Origin of the sequence: Microbulbifer thermotolerans (assembly GCF_001617625.1) — a bacterium.
Classification (GTDB): domain Bacteria; phylum Pseudomonadota; class Gammaproteobacteria; order Pseudomonadales; family Cellvibrionaceae; genus Microbulbifer; species Microbulbifer thermotolerans.
The window spans coordinates 859,859-872,752 of the sequence record NZ_CP014864.1; the positions used below are offsets into that span (position 1 = coordinate 859,859).

Annotated in this window: 12 protein-coding genes; 7 read left to right on the forward strand and 5 right to left on the reverse strand. The window is 53.4% G+C overall.

Annotated features, from left to right (window positions below; genetic code table 11):
* Positions 1 to 242: 242 nt before the first annotated feature.
* Genes A3224_RS03665 through A3224_RS03685 form a run of 5 tightly spaced genes read right to left on the reverse strand, consistent with a single transcriptional unit; the run spans position 243 to position 3,132 of the window.
* On the reverse strand, positions 243 to 767 hold the full coding sequence (locus A3224_RS03665; RefSeq protein ID WP_067151640.1) for a hypothetical protein: 525 nt from the start codon (positions 765 to 767) through the stop codon (positions 243 to 245).
* A gap of 4 nt (positions 768 to 771) precedes the next feature.
* Entirely contained in the window at positions 772 to 1,641 is an 870-nt protein-coding gene (locus A3224_RS03670) for a CsgG/HfaB family protein (RefSeq protein ID WP_067151643.1), read from the reverse strand.
* Between the two features lie 41 nt (positions 1,642 to 1,682).
* Complete coding sequence (locus tag A3224_RS03675; protein WP_067151647.1) at positions 1,683 to 2,102, reverse strand: curli assembly protein CsgF; 420 nt, start codon at positions 2,100 to 2,102, stop codon at positions 1,683 to 1,685.
* Entirely contained in the window at positions 2,102 to 2,542 is a 441-nt protein-coding gene (locus A3224_RS03680) for a curli production assembly/transport protein CsgE (RefSeq protein WP_067151650.1), read from the reverse strand. The genes A3224_RS03675 and A3224_RS03680 overlap by 1 nt, the downstream gene beginning before the upstream one ends.
* Positions 2,539 to 3,132, reverse strand: a complete 594-nt coding sequence (locus A3224_RS03685; RefSeq protein WP_067151652.1) for a LuxR C-terminal-related transcriptional regulator — start codon at positions 3,130 to 3,132, stop codon at positions 2,539 to 2,541. The genes A3224_RS03680 and A3224_RS03685 overlap by 4 nt, the downstream gene beginning before the upstream one ends.
* Positions 3,133 to 3,686: 554 nt before the next feature.
* Between A3224_RS03685 and A3224_RS03690 the strand changes: the two genes are divergently transcribed.
* From A3224_RS03690 to A3224_RS03720, 7 genes are all read left to right on the forward strand, one after another.
* Positions 3,687 to 4,634 (forward strand): HlyD family secretion protein, encoded by a 948-nt coding sequence (locus tag A3224_RS03690; RefSeq protein WP_231902451.1) that lies wholly within the window; start codon positions 3,687 to 3,689, stop codon positions 4,632 to 4,634.
* Positions 4,624 to 5,583: an ABC transporter ATP-binding protein gene (locus A3224_RS03695; protein ID WP_197463040.1), complete on the forward strand. Its 960-nt coding sequence runs from the start codon at positions 4,624 to 4,626 to the stop codon at positions 5,581 to 5,583. Before A3224_RS03690 ends, A3224_RS03695 begins: the two co-directional genes overlap by 11 nt.
* A complete protein-coding gene (locus A3224_RS03700) occupies positions 5,580 to 6,686 on the forward strand; it encodes an ABC transporter permease (protein ID WP_067151658.1) in 1,107 nt (368 codons plus the stop codon). Before A3224_RS03695 ends, A3224_RS03700 begins: the two co-directional genes overlap by 4 nt.
* 447 nt (positions 6,687 to 7,133) lie before the next feature.
* A complete protein-coding gene (locus A3224_RS03705) occupies positions 7,134 to 9,155 on the forward strand; it encodes an FG-GAP repeat domain-containing protein (protein WP_067151661.1) in 2,022 nt (673 codons plus the stop codon).
* Positions 9,156 to 9,640: 485 nt separating this feature from the next.
* Positions 9,641 to 11,047 (forward strand): hypothetical protein, encoded by a 1,407-nt coding sequence (locus tag A3224_RS03710; protein WP_067151664.1) that lies wholly within the window; start codon positions 9,641 to 9,643, stop codon positions 11,045 to 11,047.
* The gene (locus A3224_RS03715) at positions 11,047 to 11,685 is read left to right on the forward strand and encodes a vWA domain-containing protein (protein ID WP_067151667.1); all 639 of its coding nucleotides are present in this window, start codon (positions 11,047 to 11,049) and stop codon (positions 11,683 to 11,685) included. The genes A3224_RS03710 and A3224_RS03715 overlap by 1 nt, the downstream gene beginning before the upstream one ends.
* 248 nt (positions 11,686 to 11,933) lie before the next feature.
* Complete coding sequence (locus A3224_RS03720; RefSeq protein ID WP_067151670.1) at positions 11,934 to 12,812, forward strand: glycerophosphodiester phosphodiesterase; 879 nt, start codon at positions 11,934 to 11,936, stop codon at positions 12,810 to 12,812.
* Positions 12,813 to 12,894: the final 82 nt, after the last annotated feature.

Below are 12,894 nucleotides of genomic sequence, written 5' to 3' on the forward strand. Positions count from 1 at the left end.
ATAAAGTTCGATTTTTAATCACTTGTTGTTTGAGGCGCAGGTATAGGGAAAATTGCGATAAGAAATCTAAAGAATCTCTGATTAATTTGCGTGAGCGCTGTAGTTGCTTCTGGGGCGATCAGGCAACCTCGGTGTATTTTGTCGTCAAGGAGCGAATTAATCAGAGATTCCCCAGGTGTACCTTTGCGTAATATCTATCCCGCCCGGAGGGTTTTTGGCGTCAAGTGCATATATTGAAGGGCTTAATCATACTGGTTGACGATGGTGGTGATTGCCGTACCCTTCTGGGTCACTGAAGTGTGCAGGCCATTGCCACTCTGGTAGATATCCACGTTGTGGTAGGCGCCTATCTGGTTGACCTCCGCTGAATTTTGTATTCCGAATTGGGCCACATTCGCGTGGTGGGCGAAACCTATCTGATTCAGCCGGATGAGATTCTCGTATCCGGCCTGGAGTAGGGCAGCGATATTATCCTCTCCCTTTTGACGCACAATAATTACATTTTCAGTGCCGGACTGGGATGCTGCCAGTGTATTTCTATAGCCATCCTGCATGGCTGACAGGTAATTCAAAAGTCCCAGCTGTTTGATATTCACTGCATTGAGATCGCCCTCCTGGTAGATGACACCGAGGTTGGCTGTGGATGTGGTATTGTAAAAATCCAGCTCGCTCGCGGCGGCCAGCTCCGAACCGGAATCCAGGTCTGATCCCCGGGTGCCGGTTGCCCCGAGCAGGGCCAGTCCACCTAAAAAAATGATTGCTTTCATCGGTTTACATAATATGTGTGCTTTCATTCAGGTAGTACTGTAATACAGGGTTGTTGATATCTTCCGGATTGGCCAGTGCCCAGGAATTATTGACGATACCTTCCGCGATCAGGTGGATCACCGCCGATTCCATCGCCGATAGCATTGCCAGTTGTGCGGGTTCGTTAGTGGTGGTTCCGGCTTCCATCTCGAGTAAGCGGCGGAAACTGACAAAGCGATAGACGTCGGCACTAATGGCTTTTGAATAGACTGTCTTTGAGGTCAATACAGAGTGCAGCACCCGTCCGGAGCGGATATCCACGGCTCTGAGATTGACAGTGACTTGATCGACCCGGTACTGATCATCGAGTCCAATACCGAAGTAGCGGGCTCCTGCGCCACCAGTGCGGATGTTGGTGTCATAAGCGACGACACCACCTTCCAAGAGAATATTGGCAGCCACCAGAGATGGCAGTGGAATATTGTTGTTGGCCGGGGTGTCCGGTTTCGCCAGCGCGGCGCGAATAATTTTGCGTTCCGTCAGCAGGTTTTGCAGCCCCTCCCGCTCCAGAGGGATGAACCAACCGGATTCGTTCAGAACATCCATCAGCATAGAGGCGCCGCCTTGGGTGACAGCGGTCGAGAAACTGCTGTTCGGTGAGGGCTTGTACTGTCCGGTTTGGTCTCGGAAGCTGTATACCGCAGCCAGTATCTTCCCTTTGGGCGTCGGCAGATTGAGAAGATCTCTATAAGTGCTGTTTCTGGGTGTCAGCTGTGCCTCTGCCAGTCCCGGGCCGAACAGGGCGTCACCGGTGCTCTTGACCGTGGTACACCCACCCAGCGCGGCGATCATTGCAAATACGGGCAAGGCAAAACTTCTTATAGAAATACGCATTGCCAACCTCCTGATAATATTTCTGCGCAAGTCGGCATTTTCTAATTGGTGGGATTCAATCCGCTTACGATGATTTCACTTTTGTCTCCGGTACTCCGGTCTGTAACCAGAACGGTCAATACGCCATCGTTGTCGACAATCTGAACGATAAAGTCGTCCGTGATTAGTTCGCCACTGTTGCCGTTACCGACATCTGTGAGGAGTTGATTGAGCAGGCGGGTTTCCAGTGAGTCCGTAAACCTGTCCAGGGCGCTCGGCTGTTCATAGAGACTGTCCAGCTGGTCCGGATCCTTGTGGCGGTCTTGCGCCTGGGCGTTGTTGAGTAGATAGCTGCCGTTGAGTGGGTTTCCGCCGAAATTAGGGTTTACTGGTTCATAAATCAGCTCTGTGGCGGATGTCGGCGCAATTGTCAGGGAAAGCAGGGGAGCCAGAATCAGTCCGGCGGGTTTTAGGGTATTCATCAGAACTCGTCCTTTCCTAGGTCAAAGTGGTCCGTCAGGGCGCTGCGTATTTTTTCCTGCAGCACAATTTCGTGAATATGTTTCGATGCCTCTTCCGCCAAGCGCCGGATATCGTTGGTGCTCGGGCTGATAAAACGGCGGAAAACGGTTTTGTTGTTATAGGTGATCCAGATCAGATTGCCCCATCTGGCCGACGGGCGTTCGTGAATGGTCAGGTTGTATTCACTGTCCGGATAGTGCAGGTTGCGATATTCACTCATGTAGCGGACAAAATCATGACCTGTCCGCGTGATGGTGCGGTCGATGTTAAAGCCGCTGATTTCATCTTCGATATGACCGCCGTTTTCCTCGAGTTTGCCACCGTTTACATCATTTTCTTCGCTGGCGTACTGCGCGACTGCCGCGGCTGAGAAAAGTAAAAGAAATCCAAACGCTCTCATATCCGCTCAGCCTGTAGGTGTAGCTTGGCCCAGTTGCTGGCCTGTAGCCGGTTCTTTACGCCGATTTTTCGGAAGATGTTGTACATATGGTTTTTTACTGTGTGCTCGCTCAGGTGAAGACGGTCGGCGATGACACTGTTGGAATCTCCGCTGGTTAACTGGGTCAGAATTTCCTGTTCGCGGCGGGTAAGCAACTGACAGTGACTTTGATCCTCGCTGGCGGTGTCGTCCGGATTACGGAGGGCTGCACAAAGTTTTCTGACTAGGTTTTCCTGATTGGTGTTTGCGTCGCATAACAGGTGAAAATTTCGCCGTCGCAGCTTGTTTGCCAAGTGCTTGGAAATACCCGCTGGGAAATTGATTAGCAGAATTTTGGGGTGGTAAATTTTTTTTAAGCCGGAGAAAGACTGCTCTAAATCCGGATTCGTGGCCATTTGCCAGCAATCAATGACAATCGCCTGGTAGTGTTGAAGGCAATGACGTTGTTGACCTATCTCGGCTTTCTCCCACTCGTAGGGAATTGATGTGGATATCAGTGAAAACAGCAACTCACCATGCAGGCCGGAATTGCTAACAAAAAGAACCGGCATATACCTCTTACCTCACATTGGTTGGATCAATGCCAAAATTCGGAATCCAGACCTATTTCACGACTTTGTGTCGTGAAACTCTCCATGTCCCGGCGGCTTTCCTTGGAACATGGATCAGTATCCATGGGTAGGGTTGATAAAACCCATCTTATCCATGAGAAGTTAGTTTGGAGTGTAGACGCTGAGGGATATTTACTAGAAAAAAAAGTGTCAGATTTACACAGGAAAGTACTTTTTTATCTGCTTATCCCGTTGCAGGCAGCGTCCATTCGATGGGATCGGAAAGTGCCGAGTTTGTTTGTCGGGGAAGGGCGGCTCGCGTCTGTGCTTGTCGCCGCTCGGAACGTTTGGCAGAGAGGTTTGCCAGTCAGGATAAAACTTGTCGCTATGCTATATGTCCATTGCCTCGGAAAAGCACTGTATTCACCGGGCGGTAATTCCTGTCGATAAGAATGCCGGGGGCTGAAGTGCGGAGAAACTGTCCGTGGGTCGCGCCAATATTTTCCTTGCCAATCATGCCTTCAAGCGGCTGCTATAAATGTTTATTCCGCGTTATGGCGCTGTGTTTGCTATTGAACGGCTGCGATGCGAGACCGGACCGCGCACTGGGGACACTGGAGTGGAACCGCATAGCGCTTCCGGCGCCAGCGGCGGAGAAAATTATAGCAATCGAAGTTCAGCAAGGTGAGCGTGTCAGCGCCGGACAGGTATTGCTGCGTCTTGACGATAGACGAACAAGAGAGCAGCTGGCGGCAGCGCGCGCGGAAGTAGTGCGCTATGAGGCGCTGCTTGAGGAGTTACAAACAGGGCCACGCATAGAGGAAATTCAGCGCGCCGAAGCGAGTCTTGCGGCGGCCCTTGCGGAGGAGAAGGAGGCGAGGCAGAACTATCGGCGCCTGAAAAAGCTGGGGGTGCGGGATTATATTTCGCAGTCGGATATCGACCGCGCCGAGGCCGCCGCTGACAGTGCCAGCGCCAGTGTTGACTCTGCCCGCGCGGCCCTGCTCCAGTTGCAGCGTGGTACGCGCAGCGAGGAAATCGCACAGGCAGAGGCCGCGCTGGCACGGGCCCGCGCCGAGGCCGAGGCGCAAGCCGTGCTGCTGCGCAAACTGACGGTACAAGCCCCCAGAAACGGGCTTATCGATAATCTGCCGTTCAAACTCGGTGACGAAGCGCCAGTGGGCGGTCCTCTGGCGATTATGCTGGTGGGAGAAGCGCCCTATGCCCGCGTTTATATTCCACAGCCCCTGCGGCCCGGTATCCAGGTCGGTGATCCTGCCTGGGTTTATATCGATGGCGTGGAGCAACGTTTTGCCGGCCGCGTGCGTATGATACGCAGCGAGCCGAGTTTCACTCCTTATTATGCGCTGACTGGCGACGATGTGGCGCGGTTGAGTTACCTGGCGGAAATTCAACTGGGCGAGGACGCCGCGGATTTTTCCGCTGGTCTCCCTCTATGGGCGGTGTTCACCCAGTACGAGGAGGGTGCGGATGACAAATGACGTGGAGATTGCCATCCGGGCGCGTAATTTGAGCAAAACTTTTGGCCGCTTGCGCGCTGTGGCGGATGTGGATCTCACTGTCGCCCGCGGCCAAGTATACGGTTTTCTGGGGCCCAATGGTTCGGGCAAGTCCACAACCATTCGCATGCTGTGCGGACTTCTGACGCCCAGTGACGGCGATATACAAGTACTCGGTCTGCGCATACCGGAACAAGCGGAGAAACTGCGCCAGCATATCGGCTACATGACACAGCACTTCTCACTGTTTACCGACCTGACTTTGTGGGAAAACCTGCAATTTCTTGCCGCGGTGCAAAACTTGTCGCGCCGGCAGGCTTCTCTCCGGGTGAAAGAACTGCTGCAGGAATACGGTTTCGCCGGGCGCGCTTCCCAGCTGGCGGGCACCTTGAGCGGCGGTCAGAAACAGCGCCTGGCACTTGCGGGCAGCATCGTTCACAAACCGGACCTGCTATTTCTCGATGAACCTACCAGCGCGGTGGACCCGGAATCCCGCCGGGATTTTTGGGAGAAACTGTTCGAGCTGGCGGATGCGGGCACAACGATACTGGTTTCTTCCCACTATATGGATGAGGCTGAGCGCTGCCACAGACTGGCGATTCTCGATCGAGGTCACTTGGTGGCGGATGGGACGCCAGCGGACCTGACCGGCGCGCTCAGAGGGCGCACGCTGGAAGTGAGCGCCGAGCGCCCGCGCCAAGCCAAACAATTGTTGATGCAGGTGTCGGGCGTAATCAGCGCGGCACAGATTGGCAACAGCCTGCGGGTGCTTTGTGACGAAGTGGGAGACTGTGCGGGTCGCATTGAGCGGGCCTTTGCCGCAGCCGGGATGAGTGCCGAGGTGAGTGCCACCACACCGAGTCTGGAAGATGTTTTCGTTGCCGCCACCAACGAACACAAAGCCGTTGAGCTGCGCGGGGAATCCGTGTGAACTGGCGCAGGCTCTGGGCAGTTGTCATCAAAGAACTGCGTCAGTTGCGTCGGGACCATATCACACTGCTGATGATTGTCGGCATGCCCATACTGCAGCTGGTGCTGTTCGGCTACGCGATCAATCTGAATCCGCGCCATCTGCCCGCCGCCATTGCTGATCAGGCACTCACCAGCGGATCGCGCCAGGTGGTTATGGATATGCTGGCCACTGGTGTTATTGAACCTGTCAAGGATGCCGAGAGCCCACAGCAACTGATGAGTATGCTGCGCCGGGGTGAGATCAGCGTTGGCGTGGTGATTCCCTGGGATTTCGAACGCCGCCGGGCCCTGGGAGAATCTTCGGTTCAGGTCCTGGTGGACGGTAGTGACACTGTGGTGCAGAACGCGGCCTTGCAGCTGGCGCAGATGCCGCTCACTTATACGCCGGGAAGCCCGAGGGATTCTTCGATACCACTGCCCGAGCTGCCGATCAGTGTCGTGGCCTTTTACAACCCGCAGCGGGTTTCGGCAATCACTATTGTGCCGGGGTTGATTGGCATCATTCTGACTATGACCATGATGATGTTTACGGCCGTTGCCATAGTGCGCGAACGGGAGCGGGGCAACATGGAACTGCTGATCGCCACACCGGTCAGTAAGGGCGAGTTGATGCTGGGTAAGTTACTGCCCTACGGCGCTATCGGCCTAATCCAGACAAGTCTGATACTGCTGTCGGGTGTATTGTTGTTTCAGGTCCCGATTCGCGGCAGTCTGCTGGATGTTTACCTGTCGGCGTTGCTGCTGATCTTTGCCAATCTCAGTCTGGGATTGCTGATTTCCACTGCTACTCAGTCCCAGTTTCAGGCCATACAGATGACTTTTTTTGTCTTTGTGCCGTCGATACTGCTATCCGGTTTTGTGTTTCCCTTTGAGGGTATGCCCGAACCTGCCCAATGGATAGCCGAATTGCTGCCACTGACTCACTTTATTCGCCTGATACGCGGCATTATGCTGCGCGGTGCTGAACTCGTGGAGTTGTGGCAGGACTGGGTGGCACTGCTGGTGTTTATTGTGTTGATGATGGTGTTGGCGGTATCACGCTTTAGGAAAAGCTTGGATTAGGTGGTCTTTGATCTGCTTTATTGGAAAATATTATTTCAAATATAAAAAGTTAAGTATCCTCTGATTAATTCGCGTGAACACTATGGTAGCTCCCGGGGCGCTCAGGCAATAGGACGGACATTTCGAAAACGCACGAGTACTTCCCTGTAGCTCCGACGGATACCTCCCTGTATCCGACGGTTTCGAAATGCCCGTCCTATCACCTGAGCTTCACATCCACCCCCGAAGCGCCTCTGCCACCAGAAAGTGACTTAATCAGAGGTTCCCTAAATTTTCCATTATTGATATGTGATTGCTCAGATTGTTTTTAAATCAATATGTTAGGGTTGTCAGCGCTTTCATAATTTGGTTTAAAAACAAGGAGATGTTGTAAAGCTCAATGTTCTTTCCCGGTTCTTTGTCTTTCCATTAACCTCTTATCTGCTAGCGGCTACTGCCGCTGGAGAAGTGGAGCTGCAGACCTATTACACCCATGTGACAGGTTCTCTGGCTGAGGCAGTTGCTATTGCGGATTTTAATGGCGATGGCCGCAATGATGTGGTTTTGAATACATCGACTTATTCAGATCCTGAGAATGACTTCAAACTCAAGCTGTTTCTGCAGAGTGAGTATGGTCAGTTACAGGAGTCGCAAGTTTATCCACTGAGTGGCGATCGCACAAAGCTCCCACAGTCAATTTATGTGGGGGACTTAAACGGCGATGGAAAAATGGATGTGGCGGTTGGCTACGATAGAAGTCATATTGAAATTTTTCTGCAGCATGCTGATGGTCTTCTATTCAGTGCGGATACCATTGATACGCCACTGTCCACTCGTATCGTTGTGGCAGACCTGAACGGGGATGGACTGGACGATATTGTGGGCGCTGCTAAGGACGGGAGAAGTGTCGGTATCTTCTATCAGGAAGAACGAAGCTATCTGGAAGAGCGGTACGGCTACATCAGTCATGATCCTGAATCTCTCTATGTGCCTCTCGATAGCTATGACGATATGGTGGTGGGTGATGTTAATGGTGATGGTGCCAATGATATTGTCGTGATGAATGGACAATCTTATGGGGGATATAGCCTCGCCGTGGTTACTACAGATGGAAAAGGAGGATGGAACCTGGGTGCATTTTACGATCTCGGTCGTGATGAGTTGGCCCGGGCTGTAACTGTAGGCGATATGAATGGCGACGGTTTGAATGATGTGATTGTGACCTTCGGCAGCAGTCAGACCGATACTTCTATCGCAATCTTCCATCAAGGGAGTAATGGCTTGTTACAGGATGTGCAAATTCTTCCGAACTCTGGCAAGTCAAAGATCCTTTTGGCTGCCGACCTGAATAAGGATTTCAGGGACGAGCTATTGGTTTTGCATGGCGACAGGCCTGCTTTAGGGGTTTATGAACAGCTTGAAGGCGGGAGACTGGGAAATGAAGTATTGTTCAGTGTGCCTTCTGCCTCGCACTACAATCCCCAGGGTATGGATGCGGGGGATATCAACAGCGATGGTGTGCCCGATGTAGTCGTGGCGGACTCTACCCAGGGGCTGGTAGTGTTGCACGGCGTGATGATGGATACCAATGTGGCGCCGATCGCTGATGCCGGCAGCGACCAAGTTGTTAATAGCAGGGCACTGGTGCTGTTAGATGGCAGCCAGTCTTCAGATAGTGATGGAAATATTGTTGCGTATCGTTGGGCTCAAATTTCCGGGACTCCTGTCAACCTGCATAACTCTGGTAATGGTAATGCAACCTTCGTGGCTCCGGCCTTGGTTTACGGTGAAAACCAGCAACTGGTCTTCGAACTGGAAGTTGAGGATGATGGAGGCCTTAAGAGTACCGATACAGTGACTGTTACCCTCAATCAAAATCTAGCGCCTGTTGCCGATGCCGGCGCTAATCAGACGGTAGATTCCGGGGCTGTGGTGACACTGGATGGCAGTCAGTCTTTCGATTGGGATGGCAGTATCGTCAGTTATCGCTGGAGTCAGGTGTCGTCAGGGATGGCGGTCAATCTAGAATATTCTCAGGATGGTTACGCTACCTTTACTGCTCCCATGTTTAAAGGTCCGGTAAAAGAGCTTCTGGAATTTGAACTAGAGGTAATGGACAACAATGGCGCGCGGTCTACCGATCGTATGTATGTGATAGTTGAAGGACCGAATATACCCATCGTGAATGCAGGCGAAGACCAAATTGTACAAGCCGGTACTCAGGTAAAACTCGATGGCAGCCGCTCCTGGATTATTGGTGGCCATATTGCCAAGTACCGCTGGACTCAAATTTCAGGTATTTCAGTGAAGCTAACAAACCTATCGGATGGCACTGCCAGCTTTGTTGCACCCTCAATTTCGGCTGGTACGAAAGCATTGCTGATATTTGAGCTTGAAGTGGAGGACAACGACGGCATTACGGCCAAAGACAGTGTCAGAGTAACCGTCGAAGGGGAGGAACTGTTACTACCAACGGTGTTGCGCAAATAATCGATTGAGACATCTTCTCTAGTAAAGGAGAATCTACCTCAGTAATGCCGCTGGGGGACAGGGCGATCACAATCAAGGCAGGTCGGTTTGTTTTTTCGAGAAGCCGCTTGCAGGGTGTGATCGCTTTGATTGTCATCATGGGGCAAATTAGCCTTTAGGCGGGTACTTATGGCCACTAGCCATTAATGGGTGTTGCAGAATAATTAGAGCCCTCTTGAATTTACCTGAAATGGGACTATTCCGCCGGTTACGGTCTTTTTTAAACTTTTCTGAGGAAAAAACGTCAGTTTTATTGCGTTTTCTTCGGCCATCTTTATCTTGGTGGCTCGGATAATAGTTCGTTTTTACCGGTATATTGATTGATTTGTGTTCGATCAGGACCTTTGTGCTAAGCCCTCCTATGTGAAATAGGAATTTCTGAGCGCTTGTGTTGCCATCTGCTGCTAGGATGGAGTCCGACTAGACCTTCTTGAGGAGGCAAAATCATGACTGAACTTCTGGAAAGCCTGCCGCTCTGGCTATGGTTTGTACTGGCGCTTTCGGCACTGTTTGTTGCTCGCAAACCTGTGCACCAGGGTATCTTCGCACTGGCGCGCTTTTTTCACCAATCCCTGCGCCTGGGGGCCCGGGCCGTGGCCAATAGCGGGCAGCGCTTGCAGAAGCGCAACCGGGAGGTGCTGCTGGCCGCTGGCCGCGAGGCGGCGGAGCGCCATGTGGAGCGGGAGTTCGACCGCATAGAGGCGACGATGAAAAAGGAGCTGGCGCAGTATCCAGTTCTGCACCGCAAGCTCTGTGAGCAGCTGACGGCCATCGACGAAGATTATGTGCGCAGCGCCGAAGTGCCGCCAGAGCCCACCAACTGGGCTAAGGCGATCAAGGCGGTGGCGGAGATCCCCGCCAAGAGTGACCCGGTGGTGGGCGATGTGCTGGAGACGATTCACCACTCCATGCGCAAGGCGGAATCCAAGGCCCTGGAGGCCTACCGGGAGTCCGCCCGCGAGCGCCATCAGCTGCTCAAGCGCATGATGCCCAGTTGGCGCTCTATGCTTTCCACCCTGGGACAGGTCAACAAAAGTGTCGACTCCGTAATTCGCCGCGCAAAGGCGATCGACGGCCATATGGCGCGCTACGAGGAAATACAGCAGGGCAGCGACCGCGCGTTGCGCATGTTGTCCTCCTCTTCCTTGAGTCAATTTTTCATCTCGGCTTTTGTATTGGCGATTGCCGTCGGCGGTGCTTTGATCAACTTTCATCTGATCGCGCGGCCGATGATGGAAATGGTCGGAGGCACCAGTTATATCGGCAATTTCAAGGTGGCGGATATTTCCGCATTAGTGATTATTCTGGTGGAGATTACCTTGGGTCTCTTTTTGATGGAGTGCCTGCGTATCACGCGATTGTTCCCGGTCATTGGCGCCCTGAGTGACAAGTTGCGCACACGGATGTTGTGGGCGGCCTTTGGACTCTTGTTTTTCCTCGCCTGCGTGGAAGCGGGCTTGGCCTTTATGCGCGAGATTCTGATGCAGGAGGATCTGGCTGTCAGCGCGCAGTTGCGCGGCGCCGAGGTGGAGACAGTCAGCGGTGGCATCTATTGGATTACCACCGCGGCACAGATGGGTATGGGCTTTATCTTGCCGTTTGCGCTGACCTTTGTCGCCATACCTCTGGAAAATTTTATTGCCTCTGCCCGCACGGTTATCGGATTGCTGGCGGTCTTCTTCCTGCGAGCGCTCTCGGTACTGCTGCGCCTCGGTGGTATCGCGGCGCTGCGTTCTGGTTCTCTGCTGGTGCATCTTTACGATATTGTGATTTTTCTACCGCTGTGGCTGGAGAGCCTGTACCTGAACCGGCGAGCCAGCTCGGCCGCCGCGGCAAGCGCGGAGGAAGCCTGATGAAGTACCTGATCGTCGCTGCGACCCTTCTGCTTCTGACTGGGTGCGGGGAACCGATGGTGCACAACCAGGGTGTCTATATGCTGATCGATACCTCGGGCACTTATACCGAGGAGTTGGGCAAGGCGCAGCAGGTGATTAATTACACCCTGGCAAAGATGCGCCCCGGCGATACTTTCGCGGTGGCCAGTATCAACAGCGGCAGTTTCAGCGAAAAGAATATCAAGGCCAAGGTTACCTTCGACGACAGACCCAGTGTCGCCAACAAACAGAAACGGGTCTTCCAGCAGGCGATACAGCGCTTCGTCGACGAGGCGCGGCCCGCTGCTTATACCGATATTACCGGCGGTCTGCTGCAGGCTGTGGAATTTCTCAATGAAAAGCAGCCCGGGCGCAAGGTGATACTGATCTTTTCCGACTTAAAGGAGGAGATCCCGGAAGGCTATAACCGCGATCTGCCGCTCACTCTGGACGGCTTCAGCCTGGTAGCCCTGAACGTGACCAAACTGCGCAGCGACAATATCGATCCCAATGAATATTTGGGGCGGCTGCAGGAATGGCAGCGCCGTGTTGAGGAGAGCGGCGGCAGCTGGCAGGTGGTCAATGATCTCGAACATTTGGAACAAATTTTACCCTGAGGCACTTGCTAGGGAGCTTCTGATTAATTCGCGTGAACACTTAGGTTCCGGGGCGCTCAGGCAATAGGATGGCCATTTCGAAAACGCACGAGTACTTCCCTGTAGCTCCGACGGATACCTCCTTGTATCCGACGGTTTCGAATTGGCCAGCCTATCACCTGAGCTTCTCATCTGGCGTCAAAGAGTTTTTACGTCAGGACGTGAATTAATCAGAGGTTCCTTAGCCTTTAAATCCTATCCGGTGATTGATGTTTTGGTTGTCACTCTTTTGCATTGCCCTGTTGATACTTTGGCTCTACGCCAGATCGCACGCTGCGCCGTCATCGGCGCTCGATCTGCCTAAAAAGAAGGGCCCGCTGGTAATCGCCCACGGCGATGAAAGGGGGCGGGGGCTTTATCCCGGCAACACGCTTTTTTACCTGAAAAAAATGGTGGCGCTGGGTGTGGATGCGCTGGAAATAGATTTGAATCTCACCGCCGACGGTCATCTGGTTTTGATCCACGATAGCCGCCTGGAGCGCACCAGTGATGGACGGGGAGCGGTGGGCGCCAGCACACTGGAAGAGCTGCGCCAGCTGAATATGGGCTACAACTGGAGCCAGGATGGTGAGGTTTATCCCTACCGAGATCAGCCCCTGCGCATTGCGACTATCGACGAGGCCTTCGCCGCACTGCCCGATACGCCGATGATCATCGAACTGAAAAACAACGACCGACGTGCGGCCGAAGCCATGTGCGAGAGTCTGCGCCGTTCGGGCAAGGATTCCCAGGTGATAGTCTCTTCTTTCCACCAGGGGGTGATTCGTCATTTCCGCCGCCTGTGCCCGGAAGTGGCGACGGGGGCGACGAGGCTGGAAGCCATGGGCTTCTTCGTCGCCCAATTGTTGCATGCTGAATCGTTGCTGCGGCCCGCCTATCAGACGATGCAATTGCCGATGCGCTACTGGGGAATACCGGTTTTCTCCCCGCGGCTGATGCGCGCGGCGCGAAAGCTGAAATTGCACATGTCCGCCTGGACGGTGAACGAAGAGGCGGACATGCGGCGTTATATTGACCTGGGGCTGGATGGTCTGGTGACGGATCGGCCGGATCAGCTGATGGCGCTCCTCAAAAGAAAGCCCGGTTAAGGCGTCTCTTTTATTCACCTGTGCAGGTCCATTGCTTCCAGGGCACTCAGACAATGGAATGTTTTCCCCGGCGCACACGCCC